The following is a 26,462-nucleotide window of genomic DNA, read 5'->3' on the forward strand; positions in this document are numbered from 1 at the left end:
TCGGGCATGACGCCCCCCAACGAACCCCACACCGACGCATCCCTCGACGCGACTCGCGCCGACGCGCCCCTCACTCACGCGTCCCCCGAAGCGCCCCTCACTCACGCGTCCCTCGAAGAACGCATCACCGGAGCCCTCGTGGGCGCCGCGGTCGGCGACGCCCTCGGCGGCCCCGTCGAGGGCTACACCCCGGAGCAGATCGTCGAACGCCACGGCGGCCGCGTCCACGGCATCGTCGGCCCCTGGAACGGCGACGCCTGGCGCACCGCCCGCCCCATCGCCCCCTACCACAAGGGCGACGGCCATGTCACCGACGACACCTTGATGACCCACGCGCTGGTGCGGGTCTACGCGAAGGTCCGCGACCACCTGGACGCGTACGCGATCGCCGAGCACCTGGTCCCGGACATGATGACCACGCCCCGCTGGATTCCGGAACTGGAAGCCGAGGCACTCCCCCTCCAACGCGTCTTCCTGGCCGAGAAATGGCTGGTCGCCCGCCTCCACTACGGCCACATCGACCCCCGCGAGGCCGGTGTCGGCAACATCGTCAACTGCGGTGCCGCGATGTACATGGCCCCGGTCGGCCTGGTCAACGCCGCCGACCCGAGGGGCGCGTACGCCGAGGCACTCGACATCGCCGGCGCCCACCAGTCGTCGTACGGCAGGGAGGCGGCGGGCGTGTTCGCGGCAGCGGTGGCGGCGGCGTGCGTACCGGGAGCGACCCCGGATTCGGTCATCGAGACGTCCCTCCGCCTGGCGAAGGACGGCACGCGCCAGGCGATCGAAGCCGTCTGCGAAGTCGCCGCCCGCCACTCGGACTTCGAGTCGGCGCTGCGCCCCCTCCGCACCGCCGTGACCCCCTTCGACACCGTCGGCCCCGACTACCGCGCCCCCTCCCTCGGCGCCCGCCGCCCCTCCCGCCTCCACGCGATCGAGGAACTCCCCATCGCCCTGGGCATGTTGCTGCTGGCACGCGGCGACTACCGCCACGCGGTGCTCGGTTCGGTGAACTACGGACGCGACTGCGACTCGATCGCCACGATGGCCGGCGCCCTGGCGGGAGCACTGGGCTCGGACATCCCACAGGACTGGGCGAAAACGGTGGCGGAGGCAAGCCGCCTGGACCTGCACACCCCCGCGACGGCTCTCGCCGAGGTCACCCGCGAGATCCACACCGAGGACGTACGCCGCCGCCGCGCCCACGAGGCCGCGTTCACCACCCTGGCGGCCACCCGATGACCCCCCTCCGCCTCACCTGGGTCCAACCGGAGGACCTCCTGGGCCATGAACTCCACCAGGCGGCCCAGGACGGCCGAGAACCCAAGGCCATCGCCGCCCGATGGCACACAGCGGGCGGCCCCCCGTCCCCCCACAGAGCAGGCGCCTCCGAACAACCGGCCTCCCGCTACCTCCGCCAACTCGCCGAGGACCTGTTGGACGAACTGGCAGACCTACCCAGCAGGTTGACGGACACCGAGCCAACAGACCTGGACAGAATCAGAGCGCTCTGCCCGCAATGGCCTCACTCCTCCGCGGGCAATCGTGCCGCTGGGGCGATGGGGGTCCCCCCGATCGAGCGAAGCCGAGAGTGGGGGAGGGTGGGCGCAGGCGGCACCCTGCCAGCGCAGGCCGGTGAAACCCACCCCACCCCAGCCACCCACCACGCCCCAGCCGAACCCCCCACCCCAAGCAAGTACCACCCCTCCCTCTCACTCCCCTCGCCCTCCAACTACCTCCCCCACCTGGAAGCCGCCTGGCTAGGCAGAGCCGCAGGCTGCCTCCTCGGCAAACCCGTGGAAAAACTCCCCCTCTCCGCAATCCGCGCCCTCGCCCGCTCCACCGGCAACTGGCCCCTGACCACCTGGTTCACAGCCCAGGGCGTCCCCGCCGACCTCCTCCGCTCCCACCCCTGGAACCGCCGCTCGGCCCCCACCTCCCTCGCCGAGAACATCGACGGCATGCCCGAGGACGACGACCTCAACTACCCCCTCCTCAACCTCCTCCTCCTGAACCGCCACGGCCACGACTTCACCACCACCGACGTGGCCCGCCTCTGGCTGGACGAACTCCCGGCGGGCCGCACGTTCACAGCCGAACGCATCGCCTACCGCAACCTCCTCACCGGCATCGACCCACCCCACACGGCCCGCCACCGCAACCCGTTCCGCGAATGGATCGGCGCCCTGATCCGCGCCGACGTCCACGGCTGGACCAACCCCGGCAATCCAGCCGCCGCCGCCGAACAGGCCCACCGGGACGCCACCCTCACCCACACGGCGAACGGCGTCTACGCGGCGATGTACATCGCGGCCACGATCGCCGAGGCCGCGACCGGCACCCACGACATCCACCACTGCCTACGCACCGGCCGCACGGTCGTCCCCCCGAACTCCCGTCTGGCGAAGGCGATCGACCACGCCCTGCAACTGACCGACCTGCACCGGGACTTCGACACGGTCGTCGACGAACTCCACGCCACCTACGCCGACCACCACTGGGTCCACGCCATCCCGAACACGGCCCTGATCACAGCCGCCCTCACCCACGCGAACGGCGACTTCACGGCCTCCATCTGCCGTGCGGTGTCCGGTGGTTGGGACACCGACTCCAACGGCGCCACGGCGGGCAGCATCGCGGCCCTGCTGACCGGCTCCCCGCAAGCCCTCCCCACCCACTGGACCGCCCCCCTCAAGAACCGTCTGACCACCTCGATCGCCGACTTCAACGGCACCGGCTTCGACACCCTGGCCCGACTGACCCTCCGGGAGACCGCCCTTCCATGCCCGCAGTGAACGAGACGCAGGCCCCCCTCACCCACCTCAGGGTCCTCGACCTGGCCACCCTCTTCGCCGGCCCCCTGGCCGCCACGATGCTCGGTGACTTCGGCGCGGAGGTCATCAAGGTCGAGCACCCGACGAAACCCGACCCGTCCCGGGGCCATGGCCCCTCGAAGGACGGCGTGGGCCTGTGGTGGAAACTCCTCGGCCGCAACAAGCGCACCCTGACGCTCAACCTCTCCACCCCCGGCGGCCGTGACACCCTCCTCCGTCTCGCCGCCGGCTCCGATGTGATCATCGAGAACTTCCGCCCCGGCACCCTGGAGAAGTGGGGCCTCGGCTGGCAGGAACTCTCCGCCGCGAACCCCCGCCTGGTGCTGGCCCGCGTCACCGGCTTCGGCCAGTTCGGCCCGTACGCGCACCGCCCCGGCTTCGGCACGCTCGCCGAGGCGATGAGCGGCTTCGCCGCGATCACCGGCGAACCCGAGGCTCCGCCGGTCCTCCCGCCCTTCGGCCTCGCCGACTCGATCGCGGGCCTGGCGACGGCGTACGCGGTGATGACGGCGCTCGCCGCCCGCGACCGCACCGGCGAGGGCCAGATCGTCGACATGGCGATCATCGAGCCGATCCTCACGGTCCTCGGCCCCCAGCCCCTCTGGTACGACCAACTCGGCCACGTCCAGCCCCGCACCGGCAACCGTTCCGCCAACAACGCGCCCCGCAACACCTATCGCACGGCGGACGGTTCCTGGGTGGCGGTCTCCACCTCGGCCCAGTCGGTCGCGGAGCGGGTGATGCGCCTGGTGGGCCGCGCCGAGCTGATCGACGAGCCGTGGTTCGGCTCGGGCGCCGACCGCGCCCGCCACGCGGACGTCCTCGACGACGCGGTCGGCGCGTGGATCGCCCGCCACACCCGGGAGGAGGTCATCGAGGTGTTCGAGAAGGCGGAGGCGGCGGTGGCCCCCATCCAGGACGTACGGGAGGTGATGACCGACCCCCAGTACCGGGCTCTCGACACGATCACGACGGTCGACGACCCCGACCTGGGCCCCCTCCGTATGCAGAACGTCCTCTTCCGCCTCTCCGCGACCCCCGGCTCCATCCGCTGGGCGGGCCGCCCCCACGGCGCCGACACCCAGACGATCCTGACGGAACTGGGCCTGACGGAGACGGACCTGGCAACCCTCCGCGAGGAGGGCGCCGTATGACACCACCCCCCACCCACCCCATCCCCCTGACCTGGCTGTACGTCCCCGGCGACCGCCCGGAGGTGGTCACGAAGGCCCTGGCCTCCGGCGCGGACGTGGTGATCGTCGACCTGGAGGACGCGGTCCCCCCGGCCCGCAAGGAATACGCCCGCGCGGCCACGGCAGACCTGCTCTCGGCCCCTCCGCCGACCCCGGTCCACGTCCGCGTGAACGCCCTGAACACCCCCTTCACCACACGGGACCTGAAAACCCTGGCCCAGCTCCCGGGTCTCTCAGGCCTGCGCCTCCCCAAGATCACCTCTCCCGAGGACGTGGTACGCGTGGCCGAGCGAACAGCCCGCACCCCCCTCTACGCGCTGCTCGAATCGGCGCTCGGCATCGAACAGGCCTACGCCATCGCGACCGCCCACCCCGCCCTCCGAGGCATCGCCCTGGGCGAGGCGGACCTGCGCGCGGACCTGGGCACCACCGCCGAAACAGCCCTCGACTGGCCCCGCTCCCGAGTGATCCTCGCCGCCAGAGCCGCGGGCCTGCCGTCCCCCGCCCAGTCGATCTACCCGGACACCAAGGACCTGGACGGCCTCGCCGCCTCCTGCGCCCGCGGCCGCGCCCTGGGCTTCCTGGGCCGTACGGCGATCCACCCCCGCCAACTCCCGGTGATCGAACGCGCCTACGCCCCCACCCCCCAGGAGATCGAATCAGCCCAGGAAATCCTGGAGGCAGCAACCACCACCCCCGGCGCCCAAGCCCTCCCCAACGGCCACTTCATCGACCCGGCAGTCCTGGCCCAAGCCCAAAAAACCCTCACCTTGGCCAACCGCCCCACCAAACACTGACCCCCGTTCCGGGCCCGCCCCCGCACGGTCTGCGCCCACCCGGGCGACCTCCACGCGGTACGGTCCCCGCCCCGCAGACCCCGCCCCGCTCCGGGTCCCGCCCCGAACACCCCGCCCACCTCGCGCCTCGTCACCGCACGCCCCACCCACCTCGCGGCCCGTCCCGCACACCCCCACCCACTCGCGCCCACACGGTCCCCACCCACTTGGCGCCTCACCCCCACACGGTCCCCGCCGACCACGGCGCCCGTCCGTTTCACGTCCCCGCCCCGCGCGGCCCCGGCCCACCTCGCGTCCCGTCGCACCCCACCCACTTGGCGCCTCCATCCCGCACGATCCCCGCCCACAACCCAAAAAACCCGCCCACCCTGAAAGGGTGGGCGGGTGGGAAACATCCGTCGCGAAGCGGCGGATCACCTCAGTCCGCGCGGGACATCAACTCTTCTCGACGGCCTCGGCCCGATCCTTGACCTCGGCGTCATCGGAGTCCGAGCCGGAGTCCCCGTCGGTGTCGGCCCCCGACGTCTCCTCGCCCTTCTTCTCCGCCTCCGGCTCCTCGTCCTTCTTCTCAAGGTCCACCGAGCCGGAATCGGTCCCCCCGTCGGAGGCGCCCGGCTCGACGACCTCCTCCCGCCCCGGCCGCTTCTTGGCGGACAGCACGATGTAGATCACGGCGAGAACGAAGACCAGCAGCGCGGTCCAGTTGTTGAGCCGCAGGCCAAGGATGTGGTGGGCCTCATCGACCCGCATGTACTCGATCCAGAACCGCCCGGCACAGTACGACGCCACATACAGCGCGAACGCCCGCCCATGCCCCAGCTTGAACTTCCGGTCCGCCCAGATGACCAGCAGCGCGACCCCGATGCACCACAGCGACTCGTACAGAAACGTCGGGTGGTACGTCCCCGGCATCCGCCCATCCGTGGAGGACGTGATCTCCACCGCCCACGGCAGATCGGTCGGCCGCCCGTACAGCTCCTGGTTGAACCAGTTCCCCCACCGCCCGATCGCCTGCGCGAGCGCGATACCGGGGGCGACGGCATCGGCGTACGCGGGCAGCGGGATGCCACGACGGCGGCACCCGATCCACGCGCCGACGGCACCGAGGGCGATCGCGCCCCAGATACCGAGGCCGCCCTCCCAGACCTTGAACGCGTCCACCCAGTCACGGCCCTCGCTGAAGTACAGCTCGTAGTCCGTGATCACGTGGTAGAGCCGGCCGCCGACGAGACCGAAGGGCACGGCCCAGACCGCGATGTCCGCGACCGTTCCGGGCCGCCCTCCGCGGTCGATCCAGCGTCGGTTTCCGAGCCAGACGGCTACGAAGACACCGATGATGATGCAGAAGGCGTAGCCGCGCAGCGGGATGGGGCCGAGGTACAGCACCCCGCGCGACGGGCTGGGAATGTAGGCAAGTTCCATGGCAGAACCGACGCTACCTTGCCGGGCCCGACGGACGGCAGGCGCCCCGACAACGGGTCCATAACGCCCCCCTTTCCCCCGCCGCCCCATCCCTCTCAGCGGCCCCGCTCTTCCGGGGCCCGACACGGGGCGTCACCCCTTGGCCTTCTCCTCCACCATCTGCTTCAGCTTGGCGGGGGTCATCGACTGGTCCGCGTAGATGTTGGTGCCGTTGAGGAAGACGCTCGGCGTCCCGGAGAAGCCGCCCTTCTGGAACGCCTCGTTCGACTTCACGACCCAGCTGTTGTGCCTACCGTCCTCGACACAGCCGCGGAACTCGGCGGTGTCGAGTCCGTCTACCTTCTTGGCGAGGTCGAGGAGCTTTCTGTTGCTGGCGAAGTCATCGCTGGTCTCGGCGGGCTGGTTCTCGAAGAGAACGTCGTGGTACGCGGCGAACTCGCCCTCGTTCTGCGCGCACGCGGCGGCGTTGGCGGCCTTGCGGGAGCCGCTGCCGCCCATGTTCCCGTCGATCAGGGTGGCCAGGTGGTACTCGACCTTCAGCTGTCCGGCCTCGGTCAGCTCATGGATCGTCGAGCGGTAGGCGTCCTCGAAGGACTTGCAGGCGGGGCAGCGGAAGTCCTCCCACACCGTGAGGGTCGACTTGGCGCCGGCGTCCCCGACGGGGATCGCGAGGCTGTCCTCGCCGTTGGCCCCCGAGGGCGCCACGACCGGGCCCGAGGCGTCGGAGGCGTCGTCCTTGCCCGCGTTCGCCGCGACCACGCCGATCACGGCCGCCAGCCCCAGCACGCACAGCACCGAGGCACCCACGATCAGTGCCCGGCGCCGCTTCTCCGCGGCCTTCTGCTTCTCGCGCTCCTCCGCCAGCCGCTCGCGGGCGCTGCGCTTTCCGTCACGGTTCTTCTCGCTCACATCCCGCAGAACGAACCGGGGAGGCGCACCGCGCCTCCCCGATCCTTCTTCCACTCGTTCGAGCGAGCGGTTGACCCGTGACGTCCACCCCTACCCGTACGACAAACGGGTGAACGTCACGCCCGCTGCTGTACGCCCGGTCACGCGCCCCGGCGTACGCCCTTCGCGAGGTCGCCCGCCAGTTCCCGTACGGCGTCCAGGCCGGCCGCCTCGTCGGGCGCGTCCAGCATGCGCTTCACGAACGCGGACCCGACGATCACGCCGTCGGCGAAGCCGGCCACCTCGGCGGCCTGCTCGGCGTTGGAGACCCCGAGGCCGACGCAGACGGGCAGGTCGGTGCCGGTGGCCCGGGTGCGTCGCACCAGGTCCTGCGCCTGGGCGCCCACCGACTCCCGGGTGCCCGTGACGCCCATCAGCGAGGCGGCGTAGACGAAGCCGCTGCCCGCCGCGGTGATCTGCGCGAGCCGCTCGTCCTTGCTGCTGGGCGCGACCACGAAGACCGTGCCGAGCCCGTGCTTCTCGGCGTGCTCCCGCCACAGCGCCGACTCCTGCACCGGCAGATCGGGCAGGATGCACCCCGCGCCACCCGCCTCGGCCAGCTCAGCGGTGAACCGCTCGACGCCGTAACGGTCGATCGGATTCCAGTACGTCATCACGAGCACCGGCTTGCCCGTCGCCTCGTACGCCTCCCGGACCGTACGCATCACATCCGCGATCTTGACCCCGCCGCGCAGGGCGATGTCGTCGGCGGTCTGGATGACGGGCCCGTCGAGAACCGGGTCGCTGTGCGGCAGCCCGACCTCGACGATGTCGGCGCCGCCCTCGAAGACCGCCTTGATCGCGGCGATACCGCCGTCGACGGTCGGGAACCCGGCCGGCAGGTAGGCGATGAGCGCGGAGCGGCCCTCGGCCTTGGCGGCTGCGAGGGTGTCCGACAGCAGCTGAATGTTTCCGCTCACTTGGCGTCCCCCTCGATCTCGGCGGTGTCGGCCGCGTTGGCGGCGACCTCGGCATCGGCCCCCTTGTCGTAGAGACCGAAGTAGCGCGCCGCCGTGTCCATGTCCTTGTCGCCGCGCCCGGACAGGTTGACGACGATCAGCCCGTCCTTGCCCAGTTCCTTGCCGACCTCCAGGGCACCGGCGAGCGCGTGGGCGCTCTCGATGGCCGGGATGATCCCCTCGGTGCGCGACAGCAGACGCAGTGCCTGCATGGCCGCGTCGTCGGTGACCGCACGGTACTCGCCGCGCCCGCTGTCCTTGAGGTAGGAGTGCTCGGGCCCGATGCCCGGGTAGTCCAGACCGGCCGAGATCGAGTACGGCTCGGTGATCTGGCCTTCCTCGTCCTGGAGGACGTACGACCGCGAGCCGTGCAGGATGCCCGGCTCACCGGCGGTCAGGGTCGCCGCGTGCTCACCGGTCTCGACACCGTGCCCGGCGGGCTCGCACCCGATGAGCCGTACATCGGTGTCGGGGATGAACGCGTGGAACAGCCCGATGGCGTTGGACCCGCCGCCCACACAGGCGACGGCGGCGTCGGGCAGCCGGCCGGCACGCTCCAGCAGCTGCCGCCGGGCCTCGACCCCGATGACCCGGTGGAAGTCACGGACCATGGCGGGGAACGGGTGGGGCCCGGCGACGGTCCCGAACAGATAGTGCGTGCGATCGACATTGGCGACCCAGTCGCGGAACGCCTCGTTGATCGCGTCCTTCAGGGTGCGGGAGCCGGACTTCACGGCGACGACCTCGGCGCCCAGCATGCGCATCCGGGCGACGTTGAGGGCCTGCCGCTGGGTGTCGATCTCGCCCATGTAGATGGTGCAGTCGAGCCCGAAGAGCGCGCAGGCCGTCGCCGTGGCGACGCCGTGCTGACCCGCGCCGGTCTCGGCGATGACCCGGGTCTTGCCCATGCGCTTGGTGAGCAGGGCCTGACCGAGCACGTTGTTGATCTTGTGGGAGCCGGTGTGGTTGAGGTCCTCGCGCTTGAGGAACACCCGGGCGCCCCCGGCGTGCTCCGCGAACCTCGGCACCTCGGTCAGCGCGCTGGGCCGCCCGGTGTAGTTGACGAGCAGATCATCGAGCTCACGCGCGAACTCGGGGTCGTGCTTGGCCTTGTCGTACTCGACGGCGACCTCGTCCACGGCGGCGACGAGGGCCTCCGGGATGAACTTGCCGCCGAAGGCCCCGAAGTACCCCTCGGCACTGGGCACCTGCCCCTCGGGGTCGGGAATGAAGAACTCACTGGACATACGCATACCTCACAGGGGCCAGGCCCCGGGTCTGTTTCGGACTGGGATCACGACAACCACGCCCATCACCAACGGCAAGCCGACAGCGCCATGTCACCGAGCAGCACTTTCGCCGAACGGCCGCATCTCGCCGAGCGGCCGCATCTCGCCGAACGGCCCGGTATCTCCGCGCAGCGGCCCCATCACCGCCGCCCCGAAGTACCCGCCGCGACGGCGAGCGACCACGACGGCGTTGATCGGCGGTGCCGAACCGGCAGGAACCGCCCTCATCGAACCGTCGGGCGCCCGGAGAAACACGGCGCTCACGCAGGGTGGACGACGCTCAGCGCATCGCAAGCACCTATCAGCCTCATCCCAGGCAACCGAGCGACACCGCCCCCACCGAACCATCACCACGGCCCGGCGGCGACACGTCACCCGGCGTTCAGCGAAGGACTCGGCCGGGCTCACCGCAGATGACGCGTGGGCGGGGCCATCGCATACCGTTCACCTGACCCGGCTCGTCCCCGATGACATACCGAACCCGGCGCCCATGGACCCGGCGCGCGGGCGCCCGGCAGCCACGGGGACGGCACCCGCGCGCGAGGCGGGCGTAGGGGTCCCTGGCAGTCATGGAGATCGAGAACATCGGGGCACAGCCTACCGACCCCTGATCACCCATGTGGGTGACCTCCTGGGCGACTTCCGAAAGCCCGACCGAAAGTCCGACCGAAACCGCGCGCCCCTCCGCGACCGCGCACCTCTCCACCCCGGCGGGGCAGGACCCCGGCCGGTGGTCGGCGGTGAGTGCGAGGTCGTACGTCATACCCGGTTCAGCCCCGCCCGTGGCGCAGCGCCGGATGCTCACCGGCGGCGACGAGATCGGCGACCGCGGTCTTGGGGTCCTTGCCGGTGACGAGGGACTCGCCCACGAGTACCGCGTCGGCGCCGGCGTTGGCGTACGCGATGAGGTCGTGCGGCCCCCGCACACCGGACTCGGCGACCTTGACGATCGAGTCGGGGATCTCGGGAGCGACCCGCTCGAACGTCGCGCGGTCCACTTCGAGCGTCTTGAGGTTGCGCGCGTTGACACCGATCACCCGTGCGCCGGCGTCCACGGCCCGCTCGACCTCGTCCTCGTCGTGCACCTCGACGAGCGGGGTGAGCCCGATGGACTCGGCGCGCTCGATCAGGGATTCGAGGGCGGGCTGGTCTAGGGCCGCGACGATCAGCAGGGCCACATCGGCGCCGTACGCGCGGGCCTCCCACAGCTGGTAGGAGGTGACGATGAAGTCCTTGCGCAGGACGGGGATGTCCACGCGGGCGCGGACGGCTTCGAGGTCGGCCAGCGAACCGCCGAAGCGGCGCTGCTCGGTGAGGACGGAGATGATGGCGGCGCCGCCCGCCTCGTAGTCGGCGGCGAGTCCCGCCGGGTCGGCGATCGCGGCGAGCGCGCCCTTGGAAGGGCTGGACCGCTTGACCTCGCAGATCACCTTGACGCCGTCACCGCGCAGGGCGGCGGCGCCGTCCTTGGCCGCCGGAGCCTTCGCCGCGCGCTCCTTGAGCTCGTCGAGGCTGACGCGCGCCTGCCGCTCCGCGAGGTCGGCACGAACTCCGTCGATGATCTCGTCGAGCACACTCACGCGAGCGGCCCCCTTTCAGACGGTTGCGATCGTTGACAACGTTTGACAGTCAAGCATTGACAGTCGAGCGGTTCTCGGGGTTCTACAAGTTCACTGCGATGGTATCCGGAGCGGGGCACAGCTCTCGCATCCGGCCGTTGGCGGTCCCTCCCCCACTCCTGGACGTTCGCCCGATGATCAAGGATGCAACCAGCCACCGAACGGCAGGTTCCGGACAACGGTGAACACCAGCACCACCGCACCGAGTGTCCACAACTGAACGGGCCCGAGGTCGAGCCGTACCGGCCGGCCGCGCACCGCCCGGACCGCCCATACGGTCCACAGCACCGCGAAGCCCACGAAGCCCGCCACGGCGAGCGCGTTGTCGGTGAGGGCGGTGACGAAGTCGCCGTGCGCGAAGGCGTGCGCGCTGCGCAGTCCGCCGCAGCCCGGGCAGTACAGCCCGGTGAACCGCCACAACGGGCAGACCGGGTAGTGGCCGGGCTCATTGGGGTCCACGGCGGCGACATAGGCGAAGGCCCCGCCGACGGCAGCGAGCACCCCTGCGGGCAGCCACAGCCGTCGCGCCCCACCGCTCGGCCCCGCGTGCGCGACCGGGCCGCGCTGTTCGGCGGCACATGGCGACGGGACTGGCTGACTCTCGGCGTTCACATACCGCATTCTGCCCGCCGCCCACCGCACACGCGCGTGCGGAGCCGTCCGGACCAATCGGTCCGGCGACAGCACGGAGGGGCGGTCCGGCCTCGTACGGCTGCCGGACCGCCCCTCCGCAGGGCTTCAGCTCTTGGCGGCGGCCGGCTCGGGCGTCGCGGACGCGGTCGCGGCGCTCTTGGTCACCGCGCCCTCGTACACCGCGTGGGCGTCCTTCGGCTGGCCCAGGCCCATCGAGCGCATGATCATGCCGACGACACCGCCGAGGACGACGATGGCCATCCCCGCCCAGAATCCCAGCGGCTCGGCCATCACCATGAACGCGCCCGAGACGCAGAAACCGATGAAGGCGATGGTGACTCCGGTCCAGGCGGCCGGGGTGTGACCGTGGCTGCTGCCCGCCATGACTTGCTCCTCGTTGCTGAATGCTGTGCTCGATGCGTGACGCTCGATGCCTGTGGTGAGTCGGACGCTCGCCGTCCATTGTCCCCGACGCGCGCGACTGTCTTGAGCGGGGGTCTCCCCCCGTCTTCCGGCTATGGCGTGTCCGCGCCTGTCGGGTCCTCGCCCCTGTCCAGCGCCTTCCACATGTCCTCGGGCCGGTCCGGGTCGACGGGCTTGGCCTTGCGCGGCCGGGGCGTGCCGTCGCGCTCGTAACGGCCCGACATCCCGGGCCACAGCCGTCCGTAGCGCAGCGCGAGCAATCCGGCGAGCAGGATGAGCGCCCCGCCCACGGCCGCCACATACGGCCAGCCGGTGTGGCTGAGCGCGTCGACGGTCGCGGAGGTGTCGCCGGAGGCCTCGGCGGCCTTGTCGTCCAGCGCCGAGCTGTCGTAGGCGCCGAACAGCGCGGCGGCGACCGTGCCCGCGCCGGAGAGCGCGAGCAGCACGGCGACCAGGGCGCGCCCGGACCGGCGTACGGCGAACACGGCGACCAGCGCGGCGAGGCCCACTATGGCGAGGGCCGCCGGCACACCGGTGATGTCGCTGCCCTTGGCGGTGAGCGGGAAGGGGCCGCCGGCCACCGAGATGGTGCCCTCCGACCAGCGTTGACGGGTGGCGAGCAGCGCGACGGCCGCGCCCAGCGCGCCGCTCAACAGCGCGAGGGCGAGGCTGCGCCGCCCGGAGCGGACGAACGCGGGCTCGGAACGGGGGTGAGGTACTGCGGTCACGTACTCCACTATCGCGCGCGCCCCACCGGCCCCGTCACCCGGGGTTCACCGTGTCCCGCGCCACATTTCGCCCGCTCCTCCATCCCTCCTCACGCGGCCGGTCGCTCATCCCCCCTCGCGCAGCCGATCGCCCGTCTCTCCTTGTGCGGCCGGTCGCTCATCCTTCCCCCTGCAGTCGGTTCGCCGTGTGGACCGCGCGCAGGACCGCCGCCGCCTTGTTGCGGCACTCGGTGTCCTCGGCCACGGGGTCGGAGTCGGCGACGATACCCGCGCCGGCCTGGACGTATGCCGTGCCGTCACGGAGGAGGGCCGTGCGGATGGCGATGGCGGTGTCGGAGTCGCCCGCGAAGTCGAGGTAGCCGACGCAGCCGCCGTACAGGCCCCGGCGGGAGGGCTCCAGTTCGTCGATGATCTGCATGGCGCGTGGCTTCGGGGCGCCGGAGAGGGTGCCGGCGGGGAAGCAGGCGGTCAGTACGTCGAAGGCGGTACGGCCCGCCGCGACGCGGCCGGTGACCGTGGACACGATGTGCATCACATGCGAGTACCGCTCGATGGACATGAAGTCGACGACCTCGACCGAACCGGGTTCGCAGACCCGCCCGAGGTCGTTGCGGCCCAGGTCGACGAGCATCAGGTGTTCGGCGCGCTCCTTGGGATCGGCGAGCAGCTCGTCGGCGAGGGCCTGGTCCTCCTGCGGGGTGGCGCCCCGGTGCCGGGTGCCGGCGATGGGGTGGACCATGGCCTGCCCGTCCTCGACCTTGACCAGGGCCTCGGGGGACGAGCCGACCACATCGAAGCCGTCGAACCGGAACAGGTACATGTACGGCGAGGGGTTGGTCGCCCTGAGGACCCGGTAGACGTCCAACGCGCTTGCGGTGCAGGGGGTTTCGAAGCGCTGGGAGGGGACGACCTGGAATGCCTCTCCGGCGCGGATGCGCTCCTTGATGTCCTCCACGGCCTCCTGGAAGTCGGTGCCGCCCCACAGCGCGGTGTACTCGGGCAGTTCGGAGGGCGGGAGGACGGCCGGGGGCTGGGCGACGGGACGGCTGAGGTCGGCCTGCATGGCGTCGAGGCGGGCGATGGCGTCGGCGTGGGCCTCGTCGACACCTGTGTCGAGGTCGTTGTGGTTGATGGCGTTGGCGATCAGCAGGACCGAGCCCTCCCAGTGGTCCATGACCGCCAGGTCGCTCGTCAACAGCATGGTCAGCTCGGGCAGTCGGAGGTCGTCGCGCTCGCCGGGGCCGATCTTCTCCAGGCGGCGCACGATGTCGTAGCCGAGGTAGCCGACCAGGCCGCCGGTGAAGGGCGGCATGCCCTCCTGGTGGGGGGTGTGGAGGGCCTCGATGGTGGCGCGCAGGGCGACGAGCGGGTCACCGTCCACGGGGACGCCGACGGGCGGGGTGCCCAGCCAGTGGGCCTGGCCGTCGCGCGCGGTGAGCGTGGCATGGCTGCGGACGCCGATGAAGGAGTAGCGAGACCATTGAAACGCGGTGCGGCCGTTCTCGGCGGACTCCAGGAGGAAGGTGCCGGGGCGCTCTGCGGCGAGCTTGCGGTAGAGCGCGACGGGGGTGTCTCCGTCGGCCAGGAGCTTGCGGCTGACGGGGATGACACGGCGGTCGGTGGCCAGCTTGCGGAACGTCTCGAGGTCCATGGCGGCTGACCTTACTGATCCAGTGACGGTACGTCGGAAGCGGTGGCGCCCTCGGTGGCTTCGAGGACGTCCTCGTCGAAGCAGGTGCGGGCGCCGGTGTGGCAGGCGGCACCGACCTGGTCGACCTTGACGAGGACGGTGTCGGCGTCGCAGTCCAGGGCGACGGATCTCACCCATTGGAAATGGCCGGAAGTATCACCCTTCACCCAGTACTCGCGGCGGCTGCGCGACCAGTAGGTGCAGCGTCCTGTGGTGAGGGTGCGGTGCAGTGCCTCGTCGTCCATCCAGCCGAGCATGAGCACCTCGCCCGTGTCGTACTGCTGGGCGATGGCAGGCACGAGTCCGTCGGCGCTGCGTTTGAGGCGCGCGGCGATCTCGGGGTCCAGGCGGCTGGGAGCGCCGGGGCCGCTGCGGGCTTCGGGGCCGAGGGGGCTGCTGGGGGACGGCGTGCTGGTCATGCGGCCATTGTGCCGCGCCCCTGGACCGGCCTCGCCCGTTGTCCACAGGCCGGACCCTCTCATCGGCTTGTCCTACGAACACCACGGCTCCACTCGCCGAGCACCCCGCCGGAGCCCCACCACACGGACCGTCGGCCCCAGTCGTAGGCTGGCGTCATGTCGACCCATGCCAAGCGTGAACGGCTCCTTTTCGCCGACCTGTTGGAGACCGCAGGCCCGGAGGCTCCCACCCTGTGCGAGGGCTGGACGACCCGGGACCTGGCCGCGCACGTGGTCGTGCGCGAGCGCCGCCCCGATGCCGCCGGCGGCATCCTCATCAAGCAGCTCGCGTCGCGCCTGGACCGGGTGATGGAGGAGTTCGCCGCGAAGCCGTACGAGGAGCTGATCCAGCTCGTCCGCACCGGACCGCCGCGTTTCTCGCCCTTCTCCCTCAAGCAGATCGACGAGGCGTCCAACACGATCGAGTTCTACGTCCACACCGAGGACATCCGCCGCGCCCAGGAGGACTGGTCCCCGCGCGAGCTCGACCACGTCTTCCAGGACGCCCTGTGGTCCCGTCTGGAGCGCACGGCCCGTCTCATGGGCCGCGGTTCCCCCACCGGCCTTGTCCTCCGCCGCCCCGACGGCCGCACAGCGGTCGCCAAGAAAGGCACCCCCGTCGTCACCGTCACCGGCGAACCCTCGGAACTGCTCCTCTTCCTCTACGGCCGCCAGCAGGTGGCCGACGTGGAGCTGGAGGGCGACAAGGACGCGATCACCAAGGTGAGCGACACGAAGCAACTGGGCATCTGAGCCGAGTAAGCCCCGCTCACCAGGTGAACGGGGCTTACACCAAGGCAGAAGAGGCCCACGAACGGCGTCAGTCGCGCCGAGGGCGGCTGACGTCCGACGGCGTCACCTCACCGCATGCCCCGCTCCCCGCAGCGCCCCCTTGACCTCGCCGATGCGGAGGTCGCCGAAGTGGAAGACCGACGCCGCCAGGACGGCGTCGGCGCCCGCTTCGACGGCCGGGGGGAAGTCGGCGAGCTTGCCGGCGCCGCCGGAGGCGATCACCGGGACCGTGACGTGGCGGCGTACGGCCTGGATCATCTCCAGGTCGTAGCCGTCCTTGGTGCCGTCGGCGTCCATCGAGTTCAACAGGATCTCGCCGGCGCCGAGCTCGGCGGCGCGGTGGGCCCACTCGACCGCGTCGATGCCCGTCCCACGACGGCCGCCGTGGGTCGTGACCTCGAAGGTGCCGGACTCGGTACGGCGGGCGTCGACCGACAGGACCAGCACCTGACGGCCGAAGCGCTCGGCGATCTCACGGATGAGGTCGGGGCGGGCGATCGCCGCGGTGTTGACGCCCACCTTGTCGGCGCCCGCCCGCAGCAGCTTGTCGACGTCCTCGGCCGTACGGACACCGCCTCCGACCGTCAGCGGGATGAACACCTGCTCGGCGGTGCGGCGCACCACGTCGTACGTGGTCTCGCGGTTGCCGGAGGACGCGGTGATGTCCAGGAACGTCAACTCGTCGGCGCCCTCGGCGTCGTACACCTTGGCCATCTCGACGGGGTCGCCCGCGTCACGCAGGTTCTGGAAGTTGACCCCCTTGACGACCCGGCCGTTGTCCACGTCCAGGCAGGGGATGACTCGGACCGCCAGGGTCATGAATCCACGGCTCCTAACCAGTGCTTCCCGAGGGCTTTCCGGGGGTCTCCGAAGGCCTCGGACCTCTGAATGCTTCGATTTCCACTTCGACGAGGATGCGCGGGTCGACGAAACCCTCCACGACCAGCAGGGTCGCGGCCGGGCGCACGGGGTCGAAGATCTCCTTGTGGGCCCGCCCCACCTCGTCGACGTCCCGCAGATGCGCCAGATACACCCTCGTACGGACCACGGACTCGACACCGAGCCCGAACTCCCCGAGCGCCTCGATCGCGCCGGCGAAGGCCACCTTGGCCTGTTCGTACGGGTCGCCCTCCCCGTACAGGACAGTGCCCTTGAAGGACGTGGTGCCCGCCACCAGGACGCGGTCGCCCGCCGCGACGGCGCGCGCGAAGCCGAAGGACTCCTCCCAGGGGCTCCCGCTCTGCACGCGCCGCACGGCATCGGACGTCATGACACCGCGTCCGTTCTCATGACGTTCATGACACTGCCTCCAGGGCCTCTTCCAGGGTGAACGCCTTCGCGTACAGGGCCTTCCCGACGATGGAACCCTCGACGCCGAGGGGCACCAGCTCGGCGATGGCGCGCAGGTCGTCCAGGGACGACACACCGCCGGAGGCCACGACCGGGCGGTCCGTCGCCGCGCAGACGTTCTTCAGCAGCTCCAGGTTGGGCCCCTGGAGCGTGCCGTCCTTGGCGATGTCGGTGACGACGTAGCGGGCGCAGCCCTCCTTGTCGAGGCGCTCCAGCGTCTCGTAGAGGTCGCCGCCGTCGCGGGTCCAGCCACGGCCCTTCAGCGTCGTACCGCGTACGTCCAGGCCGACCGCGATCTTGTCGCCGTGCTCGGCGATGACCTTGGCGACCCACTCGGGGGTCTCCAGGGCGGCCGTACCGAGGTTCACGCGCGTGCAGCCCGTGGCGAGGGCCTTCGCCAGGGAGGCGTCGTCACGGATGCCGCCGGACAGCTCCACCTTGATGTCCATCGCCCGGGTGACCTCGGCGACCAGATCGCGGTTGTCGCCCGTGCCGAACGCGGCGTCCAGGTCGACCAGGTGCAGCCACTCGGCGCCCGCGCGCTGCCAGGCGAGGGCGGCCTCCAGGGGCGAGCCGTAGGAGGTCTCCGTGCCGGACTCGCCGTGCACGAGCCGAACGGCCTGGCCGTCGCGGACATCCACGGCGGGCAGGAGTTCGAGCCGTCCTGAGGGGTTCGAAGACATCAGAGGGTTCCGATCCAGTTGGTCAGCAGCTGCGCTCCGGCGTCGCCGGACTTCTCGGGGTGGAACTGAGTGGCCCACAGCGCGCCGTTCTCGACGGCCGCCACGAAGGGCTTGCCGTGGGTCGACCAGGTGACCTTGGGCGCGGTCATGGCCGGGTTGTGCGTCTCCAAGGACCAGTCGTGGACGGCGTAGGAGTGCACGAAGTAGAAGCGCGCGTCGGCGTCGAGTCCCGCGAAGAGCTCCGAGCCCTCGGGGGCGTCGACGGTGTTCCAGCCCATGTGGGGGACTATCTCCGCCTGGAGCGGCTCGACCGCGCCGGGCCACTCGTCGAGGCCCTCGGTCTCCACGCCGTGTTCGATGCCGCGTGCGAACAGGATCTGCATGCCCACGCAGATGCCCATCACCGGACGGCCGCCGGAGAGCCGACGGTCGATGATCCAGTCGCCGCGCGCCTCCTTGAGGCCGTTCATGCACGCGGCGAAGGCGCCGACACCGGGCACGAGCAGACCGTCCGCGTTCATGGCCTTGTCGAAGTCACGCGTGATCTCGACCTCGGCACCCGCGCGCGCGAGAGCACGCTCTGCGGAGCGCACATTGCCGAAGCCGTAGTCAAAGACGACTACTCGTTTCGAAGGGGTGGTGCTTCCGGTGCTCAATTCCACACCTCCAGCCTCAGGACGCCCGCGACGAGACACATCGCGGCGCCTATCGACAACAGCGTGATCAGACTTCTCGGCATCCCCTGCTTGACGAAGGAGATGATCCCGCCGACCAGGAAGAGCCCGACGACGATCAGGACGGTCGACAGCCCGTTCACAGCGCGCCCTTGGTGGAGGGCAGGATGCCTGCCGCGCGCGGGTCGCGCTCGGAGGCGTAACGCAGTGCCCGCGCGAGCGCCTTGAACTGGCACTCCACGATGTGGTGCGCGTTGCGCCCGTACGGCACGTGCACGTGCAGCGCGATCTGGGCCTGGGCGACGAAGGACTCCAGGATGTGCCGGGTCATCGTGGTGTCGTACTCGCCGATCATCGGCGCCATCTTCTCGGGCTCGGTGTGCACGAGGTACGGCCGGCCGCTCAAATCCACCGTCACCTGGGCGAGGGACTCGTCCAGCGGGACCGTGCAGTTGCCGAAGCGGTAGATGCCGACCTTGTCGCCGAGCGCCTGCTTGAAGGCGGCGCCCAGGGCGAGGGCGGAGTCCTCGATGGTGTGGTGCGAGTCGATGTGCAGATCGCCCTCGGTCTTCACGGTCAGGTCGAACAGACCGTGCCGGCCGAGCTGGTCGAGCATGTGGTCGAAGAAGCCGACCCCGGTGGAGACCTCCGTCTTGCCGGTGCCGTCGAGATCGATCTCGACGAGGACCGACGTCTCCTTGGTCACTCGCTCGATTCTTCCGAGGCGCCCTTCGCGAGTCATGCCTTCTGCTCCTTCTTCAGTTCACGTACCGCGTCGAGGAACGCGTCGTTCTCGGCCGGGGTTCCGGCGGACACCCGCAGCCACCCCGGTACGCCGTTGTCCCGGACCAGGACGCCCCGGTCGAGGATCTTCCGCCACGCCTCGTGCGCGTCCTCGAAACGGCCGAACTGCACGAAGTTGGCGTCGGACTCGGTCACCTCGTAGCCGATGGCGCGCAGTTCGGCGACCAGTCGGTCCCGTTCCGTCTTCAGCTGCTCGACATAGCCGAGCAGGGTGTCGGTGTGCTCCAGGGCGGCCAGCGCGGTCGCCTGGGTGACGGCCGAGAGGTGGTACGGCAGTCGTACGAGCTGGACCGCGTCCACCACGGCCGGGTGCGCGGCGAGATAGCCGAGGCGGAGGCCCGCCGCGCCGAAAGCCTTCGACATCGTGCGCGAGACGACCAGATTCGGTCGCCCCTCGATCAACGGCAGAAGCGAGTCGCCATGGCTGAACTCGATGTATGCCTCGTCGACCACGACCATCGACGGCTTGGCGGCCTGCGCGGCCTCGTACAGCGCGAGGACGGTGTCCGTCGGGACCGCGTTGCCCGTGGGGTTGTTGGGGCTGGTGATGAAGACGACGTCCGGCCGGTGCTCGGCGACGGCCCGCTGAGCCGCCGCGAGGTCGATGGTGAAGTCGTCGTTGCGGGGACCGGAGATCCAGCCCGTGCCCGTACCGCGCGCGATGAGGCCGTGCATCGAGTACGACGGCTCGAACCCGATCGCGGTACGGCCGGGCCCGCCGAAGGTCTGCAGCAGCTGCTGGATGACCTCGTTGGAGCCGTTGGCCGCCCACACGTTGGCCGGGCCGACCTCGTGACCGGAGGTCTTCGTCAGATACTCCGCGAGCCTCGTCCGCAGCTCCACCGCGTCCCGGTCCGGGTAGCGGTTGAGGTTCCGCGCCGCCTCCCGGACCCGCTCGGCGATGCGCTCGACCAGCGGCTCGGGCAGGGGGTAGGGGTTCTCGTTGGTGTTCAGCCGTACGGGGACGTCGAGCTGGGGCGCCCCGTAGGGGGTCTTGCCGCGCAGCTCCTCGCGTACGGGGAGATCGTCGATGCGTACGTCGCTCACTTGCCCTCGGGTACCTTCCAGCCGAACCTTGCCTTGATCGCCGCGCCGTGCGCGGGCAGGTCCTCCGCCTCCGCCAGCGTCACCACGTGGTGCGCGACCTCGGCCAGCGCGTCCTTCGTGTAGTCGACGATGTGGATGCCGCGCAGGAAGGACTGGACGGACAGACCGGAGGAGTGGCAGGCGCACCCGCCGGTCGGGAGCACGTGGTTGGAGCCGGCCGCGTAGTCGCCGAGGGAGACCGGCGCCCACGGGCCGATGAAGATCGCGCCCGCGTTGACGACGCGCTCGGCCACCGCCGCCGCGTCCGCCGTCTGGATCTCCAGGTGTTCGGCGCCGTAGGCGTTGACGACCCGCAGGCCCTCGTCGATGCCGTCGACCAGGACGATCGCGGACTGCCGGCCGGCGAGCGACGGACGAATCCGGTCCTCGATGTGCTTGGTGGCCTCGACCTGGGGCGCGAGCTCCTTCTCGACGGCGTCGGCGAGTGCCGCGGAGTCGGTGACGAGGACGGCGGCGGCCAGCGGGTCGTGCTCGGCCTGGCTGATCAGGTCGGCGGCGACGTGCACCGGGTCGGCGGTGTCATCGGCGAGGACCGCGATCTCGGTCGGGCCCGCCTCGGAGTCGATGCCGATGACCCCGGTGAAGTACCGCTTGGCGGCGGCCACCCAGATGTTGCCGGGCCCGGTGACCATGGGGGCGGGCGGGCACGACTCAGTGCCGTACGCGAACATCGCGACGGCGGTGGCGCCGCCGGCCGCGTACACCTCGTCGACGCCGAGCAGCGCGCAGGCCGCGAGGATCGTCGGGTGCGGCAGCCCTCCGAACTCGGCCTGCGCCGGGGAGGCGAGGGCGACCGACGGGACGCCTGCCTCCTGCGCCGGGACCACGTTCATGATCACGGACGACGGGTACACGGACCGGCCGCCGGGGGCGTAGAGGCCGACGCGCTCGACCGGTACCCACTTCTCGGTGACGGTGCCGCCGGGGACGACCTGGGTGGTGTGGGTCGTACGCCGCTGCTCGCGGTGGACGACACGGGCGCGGCGGATGGACTCCTCCAGGGCCGCGCGGACGGCCGGGTCGAGTCGCTCCAGCGCTTCGGTGAGGGCCTCGGCCGGGACCCGCACGGACTCCAGACGTACGCCGTCGAACTTCTCCGCGAAGTCGATCAGCGCCGCGTCGCCCCGATGATGCACGGCCTCGCAGATCGGACGCACCTTCTCCAGGGCGGCCGAGACGTCGAAGTCGGCTCGGGGCAGCAGGTCGCGCAGGGCAGGACCCTCGGGGAGGGCGTCGCCGCGCAGATCGATTCGAGAGATCACAGGCTCAATTCTCTCAGACCCGTGTCGGCCGTCGTCCGCGCGTTCCAAGGGATGGAACGGATCGCCCGTCGATCGCGTCAGGGAATGACACGGGAACTCGGAAGATCAGCATCACGTTGAGCGTTCAGAGCGTCACTCAGCGGGCATGGGACAGACGTACGAAACCGGCGGGTAGCCGGGATGTCCGCGCACAACGGGGGAGGAAGTGAAGAGCCGTGACCGAGGGTTCCGGCGTCCGGGACGGGGAGCCGCCGGACGACCTGACCGCCGCCGAGACCGGCATGTGGCAGGCGTTCCGCAACGGCAGCGTCTACGACCTGCGCAGCGGCGACAGCACCGAGGACGATCCGCACGGCGGCCACCCCTGGGGCCCCGAGCGCACGGTCCGGGCCAGGGTCGTGGCCTGGCTGCTGCTGGACGGACCGCCCGCGCTGACCGGCCGGGTCTCCGCGCTGAAGCTGATCGGCGTCCAGATCAAGGGCACGCTGGAGCTGGCGGGCGGCCAGGTGGTGCCGTATGTGGAGATGAAGGGCTGCCGGTTCGAGAAGGAGATCCTGCTGCCGGAGGCCCGGTTCACGACCGTGCGGCTGGTGGACTGCTCGGTGCCGCGGCTTGAGGCGGCCCGGCTGCAGACGGAGGGCGATCTGCATCTGCCGCGCTGCCGCTTCCACAACGGCGTACGGCTCGCGGACGCCCACATCGGCACGGATCTGCTGCTCAACCAGGCGATCGTCTACCGCGACCGGCACGGCCGTTCGATCTCGGCGGACGGGCTGACCGTCGCCCAGGACATGCAGGCCGAGATGCTGGAGTCGCACGGCGAGCTGAGCCTGCGCGGCGCGACCATCGGTGCCTCGCTGAGCCTGCGCGGCAGCAAGCTGACCAATCCGTACAGCCGCCGGGCCTTCAACGCCCCCCAGCTGACCGTCGAACGCACGCTGTATCTGACCCCCGCCGGCATAGGCAACCCCCTCTACACCAGCGGCACCACGCCCGCGCGTGGCACCCGGGTGCAGCGGTTCACCTGCGAGGGCGGGGTCCGGCTGGACGACGGCCGGTTCGGGGACGCCGTCGACCTGGAGCGGGCCCGGTTCACCCTCAAGGACGACGAAGAGCTGTCCCTGCGCCGCGTCCAGGCACCCGAGCTGCGTTTCCTCTGCGACAGACCGGAGCGCGGCAAGGTCGTACTGAACGGCGCCCGTGTGGGCGTCCTGATCGACGAGGCGGACAGCTGGCCCGGCACGGGCAATCTCCACATGGGCGGCTTCCAGTACGAGACCCTCGTCCCGCGCGGCCGGTTCCCGCTGGAGAAGCGGCTGGAGTGGGTGGCGGCGGCGACCGCCGAGTACAGCCCGGAGCCGTACGAGCGGCTCGCGACGGTACTGCGGATCAGCGGCGACGACGAGGGCGCCCGCGAGGTGCTCCTCGCCAAGCAGCGCCACCGGCGGGAGAACCTGCCGCTGGCGGGCAAGATCTGGGGCCATGTACAGGACTGGACGGTCGCCTACGGATACCGGCCGGGCCGGGCGGCCGTGTGGATGGCCGTGCTGTGGGCGCTGACCTCGTACGCCTTCTCGCACGCCGACCATCCGCCGATCAAGAGCGGCGAGCATCCGCACTGGAGCCCGTCCCTGTTCGCCCTGGATCTGCTGCTCCCGGTCATCGATCTCGGCCAGGTCGGCTACTGGCAGCTGCGCGGCGGCTGGCAGTGGCTGGCGGCCGTGGTGATCCTGCTGGGCTGGATTCTCGCGACGACGGTGGCGGCGGGCGCGACCCGGCTGCTGAGCAGGAACTGAGCGGACCGGAAAGGAGAGCAGGAGCTGTTGCGGGGGAACTGAAAAGTAATCTGGAGGGGCACAACCCGGCCCGACCGCCCGTCGTCTTGCAAGCGAACCATCAACCGCGTGACCACGACGGCGAGTACCCGGTCCGCGAGAGCGGCGCCGGTTCAGGCGCAAGGAGGTGTTCCGCGCCCATGGACCTCTGGCGTGCGCTCATCCGTACGGCCCGGATGGCACGGCACACCTCACGGCTCGCCGAGGGCCTGCCCGCCGACGACGAGGTGCTGCTCGACGCCCCCGACGAACGGCTCGGACCGGCGCTCGTGGCGGCGGGCCGCGGCGACCACAAGCCCGTGGCGAAGCTCCTCACCACCACCCGGGAATCCGCCGAGTGGGAGAACCGCGACCGATACACCCTGCGGCTGGCGGCCTTCGCCCACTCCCGCGACGACTGGCTGCTGAGCTGGCAGGACGCCGCCCCGCACGACCCGGACGTCCTGCTGGTCAAGGCCCAGCTGGCGGTGGCCCGAGGCTGGCGCTCCCCCGCCCGCGCCGAACTGCTGCGCGAGGCCGGCCCGCTGATCACCGCCGCCGCCGAGGGCGAGCCACGCGATCCGGTGCCCTGGCGGATCGCCCTCGACCACGCCCGGGGCACGGGCCTCGGCCCCGCCGCCTTCGAACAGCTGTGGGCGGAGGCGGTCCGCCGCTCCCCGCACCACTACGGCTGCCATGTCGCGGCGCTCAAGTACCTCTCGACCTCCCACCGTGCCGTCCGCGACGACCTCCCCCACGCGCCCCATGGCCCTCACCGGGAGTGCTTCGACTTCGCCGAGCGGGCCGCCGAGGACGCGCTGCCCGGCTCCCTCGTCCAGGCCCTCCCGGTCCGCGCCGCCTTCGCCCGTCTCACCGAGGGCGGCGGCCCCGAGGTGGCCCGCTCCCGCCTCGACGAGGCCGCCGACCGGGCGATCGCGCTCTCCGCCGCGTACGAGCCCGGCGACCCCTGGCCCGCCGAGGTCCGCAACCTCCTCACCTACGTCCTCGTACGCCTCGAACGCTGGCCGGAAGCCCTCGAACAGCTGCGCAGGATCGGCCCGTACGCCACCTCGTTCCCCTGGGACCGCGTCTCCGACGACCCGCTGGGCCAGTTCCTGGAACTGCGGGACGGCGTACGGCTGGAGGTGGCGTCCACGATGCCGCTGCGGGGCGGGACGGGAACGCCGACGAGGAGGGGGCCGGTGGGGCGTACGCGCGGTACGGGGAGGTCACAAACGAGCGGGAGCGAACGCGCCCGCCCCGACGACCATTAGGCTCTGCCCTCGTGACCACCGTCCGGCTGCCGCTCTTCCCCCTGAACTCGGTGTTGTACCCGGGGCTCGTGCTTCCTCTGAACATCTTCGAGGAGCGCTACCGCGCCATGATGCGCGAGTTGCTGAAGACCCCCGAGGACCAACCCCGCCGCTTCGCCGTCGTCGCCATCCGCGACGGCCACGAGGTGGCGCCGAGCGCGCCCGGCATGCCCGACCCGACGGCCCTTCCCGAGCGCGGCCCGACCGCGGGCTTCGGCGACGACCCCGTCAAGGCGTTCCACTCCGTGGGCTGTATCGCGGACGCGGCCACCATCCGGGAACGGGACAACGGCACGTACGAGGTCCTCGCCACCGGCACCACCCGGGTGCGGCTGCTCTCCGTGGACGCCACGGGCCCGTTCCTGGTCGCGGAGCTGGAGGAGCTGGCGGAGGACCCGGGCGACGAGGCGGGCGCGCTGGCGGAGGGTGTGCTTCGGGCGTTCCGCCAGTACCAGAAGCGGCTCGCGGGTGCCCGCGAACGCTCCCTGTCCACCGGCGCCGACCTCCCGGACGAGCCGGCGGTCGTCTCGTACCTGGTCGCCGCGGCCATGATGCTCGACACGCCGGCCAAGCAACGCCTCCTCCAAGCCCCCGACACCGCGTCCCGCCTCCGCGACGAACTGAAACTGCTGCGCGCCGAGTCCGCCATCATCCGTAGCCTGCCGTCACTGCCGGCGGCGGAACTGACCCGGGGACCGACGAGCCTCAACTGACGGGGCAGGCCGCGTCCGCGCCACCGACGGGGCTCCGGCGGCTAACTGGGCGAGCCCTGGCGGCCGACCGGGCAGGCTCTGGCGGCTGACGGGGCCCGGGGGCTCGAACGGGCGCCGCGCGGCTCGGCGGCCCAAGCACTCGGGCATGGAATTCGAAGATCGGGAACTGGCTGGGATGGCGAAGAAGGCGAAGAAGCAGCAGGCCGGGGGGACGCCCGCGACGGTGGCCCTGACAGGGGCGGGCGTGGACTTCACGGTTCACTCCTACGAGCACGATCCCGCCCACCCCTCGTACGGCGAGGAGGCCGCCGAGGCGATGGGCGTGTCACCCGAACGGGTGTTCAAGACGCTGGTGGCGGACGTCGACGGGGCCCTGGTGGTCGCGGTCGTCCCGGTGGCGGGGTCGCTGGACCTGAAGGCGCTGGCCACGGCGGTGGGCGGCAAGCGTGCGGCGATGGCCGACCCGACGCTGGCCGAGCGCACGACGGGCTATGTCCGGGGCGGTATCTCCCCTCTCGGCCAGCGCAAGAAGCTCCGCACGGTGCTGGACGCGTCGGCGGACGCCCACACCACGATCTGCGTCTCGGCCGGCCGCCGGGGACTGGAGGTCGAACTGTCCCCCGGAGACCTCCGGACCCTCACGGAGGCCGTCTCCGCCCCGATCGCCCGTGCGTGACCCCTCGACGACTCCCCCGTCCTCGACTAGGTACGAGGACATGTCGAAAAGAACCCGCAAACGCAAGTGGCGAGTGAGGAAGGCCCGCTCCAACCACGGCCGCCGACCCGCGTAGACGGCCCCGGCCAGGTGCGGGCGAGGGCAGTCGTCCGCGCGTTTCCCACGCCTCCGAAGGGCCTACGCCCCCTGACAACCAGGCGGTACCTCGCGCCCTGAAGGGGGCGCGGGGAACTGCGCGACAAGCCACGACAAACCCGCAGACGCCCACGCACACCTACCCA

Annotated in this window: 28 protein-coding genes; 9 read left to right on the forward strand and 19 right to left on the reverse strand. The window is 71.1% G+C overall.

Features of this window, described 5'->3' with window-relative positions; translation table 11 throughout:
* The first annotated feature begins 6 nt into the window (after window positions 1-6).
* The 4 genes from ACWD4G_RS17370 to ACWD4G_RS17385 are packed head-to-tail and all read left to right on the forward strand — an operon-like array spanning window position 7 to window position 4,824.
* A complete protein-coding gene (locus ACWD4G_RS17370; RefSeq protein ID WP_451294151.1) occupies window positions 7-1,242 on the forward strand; it encodes an ADP-ribosylglycohydrolase family protein in 1,236 nt (411 codons plus the stop codon).
* Window positions 1,239-2,795 (forward strand): ADP-ribosylglycohydrolase family protein, encoded by a 1,557-nt coding sequence (locus ACWD4G_RS17375; RefSeq protein ID WP_451294153.1) that lies wholly within the window; start codon window positions 1,239-1,241, stop codon window positions 2,793-2,795. Before ACWD4G_RS17370 ends, ACWD4G_RS17375 begins: the two co-directional genes overlap by 4 nt.
* Window positions 2,783-3,988, forward strand: coding sequence for a CaiB/BaiF CoA transferase family protein (locus ACWD4G_RS17380; RefSeq protein ID WP_451294155.1), 1,206 nt, complete (start codon window positions 2,783-2,785; stop codon window positions 3,986-3,988). Before ACWD4G_RS17375 ends, ACWD4G_RS17380 begins: the two co-directional genes overlap by 13 nt.
* On the forward strand, window positions 3,985-4,824 hold the full coding sequence (locus ACWD4G_RS17385) for an HpcH/HpaI aldolase/citrate lyase family protein (RefSeq protein WP_451294157.1): 840 nt from the start codon (window positions 3,985-3,987) through the stop codon (window positions 4,822-4,824). The genes ACWD4G_RS17380 and ACWD4G_RS17385 overlap by 4 nt, the downstream gene beginning before the upstream one ends.
* A gap of 435 nt (window positions 4,825-5,259) precedes the next feature.
* Here the strand turns inward: ACWD4G_RS17385 and lgt are convergent, their stop codons facing one another.
* From lgt to hisI, 11 genes are all read right to left on the reverse strand, one after another.
* Window positions 5,260-6,246: a prolipoprotein diacylglyceryl transferase gene (lgt, locus tag ACWD4G_RS17390; RefSeq protein WP_451294159.1), complete on the reverse strand. Its 987-nt coding sequence runs from the start codon at window positions 6,244-6,246 to the stop codon at window positions 5,260-5,262.
* A gap of 132 nt (window positions 6,247-6,378) precedes the next feature.
* On the reverse strand, window positions 6,379-7,155 hold the full coding sequence (locus ACWD4G_RS17395) for a thioredoxin domain-containing protein (RefSeq protein WP_451294161.1): 777 nt from the start codon (window positions 7,153-7,155) through the stop codon (window positions 6,379-6,381).
* A gap of 140 nt (window positions 7,156-7,295) precedes the next feature.
* The gene (gene trpA / locus ACWD4G_RS17400; protein ID WP_451294163.1) at window positions 7,296-8,114 is read right to left on the reverse strand and encodes a tryptophan synthase subunit alpha; all 819 of its coding nucleotides are present in this window, start codon (window positions 8,112-8,114) and stop codon (window positions 7,296-7,298) included.
* Complete coding sequence (gene trpB / locus ACWD4G_RS17405; protein ID WP_451294165.1) at window positions 8,111-9,400, reverse strand: tryptophan synthase subunit beta; 1,290 nt, start codon at window positions 9,398-9,400, stop codon at window positions 8,111-8,113. The genes trpA and trpB overlap by 4 nt, the downstream gene beginning before the upstream one ends.
* Window positions 9,401-9,824: 424 nt before the next feature.
* Window positions 9,825-10,028 (reverse strand): tryptophan biosynthesis modulator TrpM, encoded by a 204-nt coding sequence (gene trpM / locus ACWD4G_RS17410; protein ID WP_451294167.1) that lies wholly within the window; start codon window positions 10,026-10,028, stop codon window positions 9,825-9,827.
* A gap of 184 nt (window positions 10,029-10,212) precedes the next feature.
* Complete coding sequence (gene trpC, locus ACWD4G_RS17415; RefSeq protein WP_451294169.1) at window positions 10,213-11,022, reverse strand: indole-3-glycerol phosphate synthase TrpC; 810 nt, start codon at window positions 11,020-11,022, stop codon at window positions 10,213-10,215.
* A 177-nt stretch (window positions 11,023-11,199) separates the two neighbouring features.
* Window positions 11,200-11,682, reverse strand: coding sequence for a DUF2752 domain-containing protein (locus tag ACWD4G_RS17420; RefSeq protein WP_451294171.1), 483 nt, complete (start codon window positions 11,680-11,682; stop codon window positions 11,200-11,202).
* A 117-nt stretch (window positions 11,683-11,799) separates the two neighbouring features.
* Window positions 11,800-12,078 carry an HGxxPAAW family protein gene (locus tag ACWD4G_RS17425; RefSeq protein WP_451294173.1) on the reverse strand — a complete coding sequence of 93 codons (279 nt, stop codon included), beginning with the start codon at window positions 12,076-12,078 and terminating at the stop codon, window positions 11,800-11,802.
* 131 nt (window positions 12,079-12,209) lie between these two features.
* Window positions 12,210-12,854: a TIGR02234 family membrane protein gene (locus ACWD4G_RS17430; protein WP_451294175.1), complete on the reverse strand. Its 645-nt coding sequence runs from the start codon at window positions 12,852-12,854 to the stop codon at window positions 12,210-12,212.
* A 148-nt stretch (window positions 12,855-13,002) separates the two neighbouring features.
* On the reverse strand, window positions 13,003-14,496 hold the full coding sequence (locus tag ACWD4G_RS17435) for an anthranilate synthase component I (RefSeq protein WP_451294177.1): 1,494 nt from the start codon (window positions 14,494-14,496) through the stop codon (window positions 13,003-13,005).
* Window positions 14,497-14,507: 11 nt separating this feature from the next.
* Complete coding sequence (gene hisI / locus ACWD4G_RS17440) at window positions 14,508-14,954, reverse strand: phosphoribosyl-AMP cyclohydrolase (RefSeq protein WP_451294179.1); 447 nt, start codon at window positions 14,952-14,954, stop codon at window positions 14,508-14,510.
* Window positions 14,955-15,110: 156 nt separating this feature from the next.
* Between hisI and ACWD4G_RS17445 the strand changes: the two genes are divergently transcribed.
* Window positions 15,111-15,746 carry a TIGR03085 family metal-binding protein gene (locus ACWD4G_RS17445; protein WP_451294181.1) on the forward strand — a complete coding sequence of 212 codons (636 nt, stop codon included), beginning with the start codon at window positions 15,111-15,113 and terminating at the stop codon, window positions 15,744-15,746.
* Window positions 15,747-15,848: 102 nt separating this feature from the next.
* Here the strand turns inward: ACWD4G_RS17445 and hisF are convergent, their stop codons facing one another.
* Genes hisF through hisD form a run of 8 tightly spaced genes read right to left on the reverse strand, consistent with a single transcriptional unit; the run spans window position 15,849 to window position 21,665 of the window.
* A complete protein-coding gene (hisF, locus tag ACWD4G_RS17450) occupies window positions 15,849-16,604 on the reverse strand; it encodes an imidazole glycerol phosphate synthase subunit HisF (protein ID WP_451294183.1) in 756 nt (251 codons plus the stop codon).
* 13 nt (window positions 16,605-16,617) lie between these two features.
* Window positions 16,618-17,055, reverse strand: a complete 438-nt coding sequence (locus tag ACWD4G_RS17455; protein WP_451294185.1) for a RidA family protein — start codon at window positions 17,053-17,055, stop codon at window positions 16,618-16,620.
* A 25-nt stretch (window positions 17,056-17,080) separates the two neighbouring features.
* On the reverse strand, window positions 17,081-17,818 hold the full coding sequence (priA, locus tag ACWD4G_RS17460) for a bifunctional 1-(5-phosphoribosyl)-5-((5-phosphoribosylamino)methylideneamino)imidazole-4-carboxamide isomerase/phosphoribosylanthranilate isomerase PriA (RefSeq protein WP_451294187.1): 738 nt from the start codon (window positions 17,816-17,818) through the stop codon (window positions 17,081-17,083).
* On the reverse strand, window positions 17,818-18,480 hold the full coding sequence (gene hisH, locus ACWD4G_RS17465) for an imidazole glycerol phosphate synthase subunit HisH (protein WP_451294189.1): 663 nt from the start codon (window positions 18,478-18,480) through the stop codon (window positions 17,818-17,820). The genes priA and hisH overlap by 1 nt, the downstream gene beginning before the upstream one ends.
* Window positions 18,471-18,635 (reverse strand): hypothetical protein, encoded by a 165-nt coding sequence (locus ACWD4G_RS17470; RefSeq protein WP_451294191.1) that lies wholly within the window; start codon window positions 18,633-18,635, stop codon window positions 18,471-18,473. Before ACWD4G_RS17470 ends, hisH begins: the two co-directional genes overlap by 10 nt.
* Window positions 18,632-19,234, reverse strand: coding sequence for an imidazoleglycerol-phosphate dehydratase HisB (gene hisB, locus ACWD4G_RS17475; RefSeq protein WP_451294193.1), 603 nt, complete (start codon window positions 19,232-19,234; stop codon window positions 18,632-18,634). The genes ACWD4G_RS17470 and hisB overlap by 4 nt, the downstream gene beginning before the upstream one ends.
* A complete protein-coding gene (locus ACWD4G_RS17480) occupies window positions 19,231-20,343 on the reverse strand; it encodes a histidinol-phosphate transaminase (RefSeq protein WP_451294195.1) in 1,113 nt (370 codons plus the stop codon). The genes hisB and ACWD4G_RS17480 overlap by 4 nt, the downstream gene beginning before the upstream one ends.
* Window positions 20,340-21,665, reverse strand: a complete 1,326-nt coding sequence (gene hisD, locus ACWD4G_RS17485) for a histidinol dehydrogenase (RefSeq protein ID WP_451294197.1) — start codon at window positions 21,663-21,665, stop codon at window positions 20,340-20,342. The genes ACWD4G_RS17480 and hisD overlap by 4 nt, the downstream gene beginning before the upstream one ends.
* A gap of 215 nt (window positions 21,666-21,880) precedes the next feature.
* Here hisD and ACWD4G_RS17490 point away from each other — a divergent pair, with 215 nt between their 5' ends.
* The 4 genes from ACWD4G_RS17490 to ybaK all read left to right on the forward strand — a co-directional run bounded on the left by ACWD4G_RS17490 (window position 21,881) and on the right by ybaK (window position 26,181).
* On the forward strand, window positions 21,881-23,461 hold the full coding sequence (locus tag ACWD4G_RS17490; protein WP_451294199.1) for an oxidoreductase: 1,581 nt from the start codon (window positions 21,881-21,883) through the stop codon (window positions 23,459-23,461).
* A gap of 179 nt (window positions 23,462-23,640) precedes the next feature.
* On the forward strand, window positions 23,641-24,753 hold the full coding sequence (locus ACWD4G_RS17495; RefSeq protein WP_451294201.1) for a hypothetical protein: 1,113 nt from the start codon (window positions 23,641-23,643) through the stop codon (window positions 24,751-24,753).
* Window positions 24,754-24,764: 11 nt separating this feature from the next.
* The gene (locus tag ACWD4G_RS17500; RefSeq protein ID WP_451294203.1) at window positions 24,765-25,505 is read left to right on the forward strand and encodes an LON peptidase substrate-binding domain-containing protein; all 741 of its coding nucleotides are present in this window, start codon (window positions 24,765-24,767) and stop codon (window positions 25,503-25,505) included.
* A 175-nt stretch (window positions 25,506-25,680) separates the two neighbouring features.
* Window positions 25,681-26,181, forward strand: coding sequence for a Cys-tRNA(Pro) deacylase (ybaK, locus tag ACWD4G_RS17505; RefSeq protein ID WP_451294414.1), 501 nt, complete (start codon window positions 25,681-25,683; stop codon window positions 26,179-26,181).
* Window positions 26,182-26,462 lie beyond the last annotated feature (281 nt).

This window comes from Streptomyces sp. NPDC002643 (assembly GCF_053592555.1).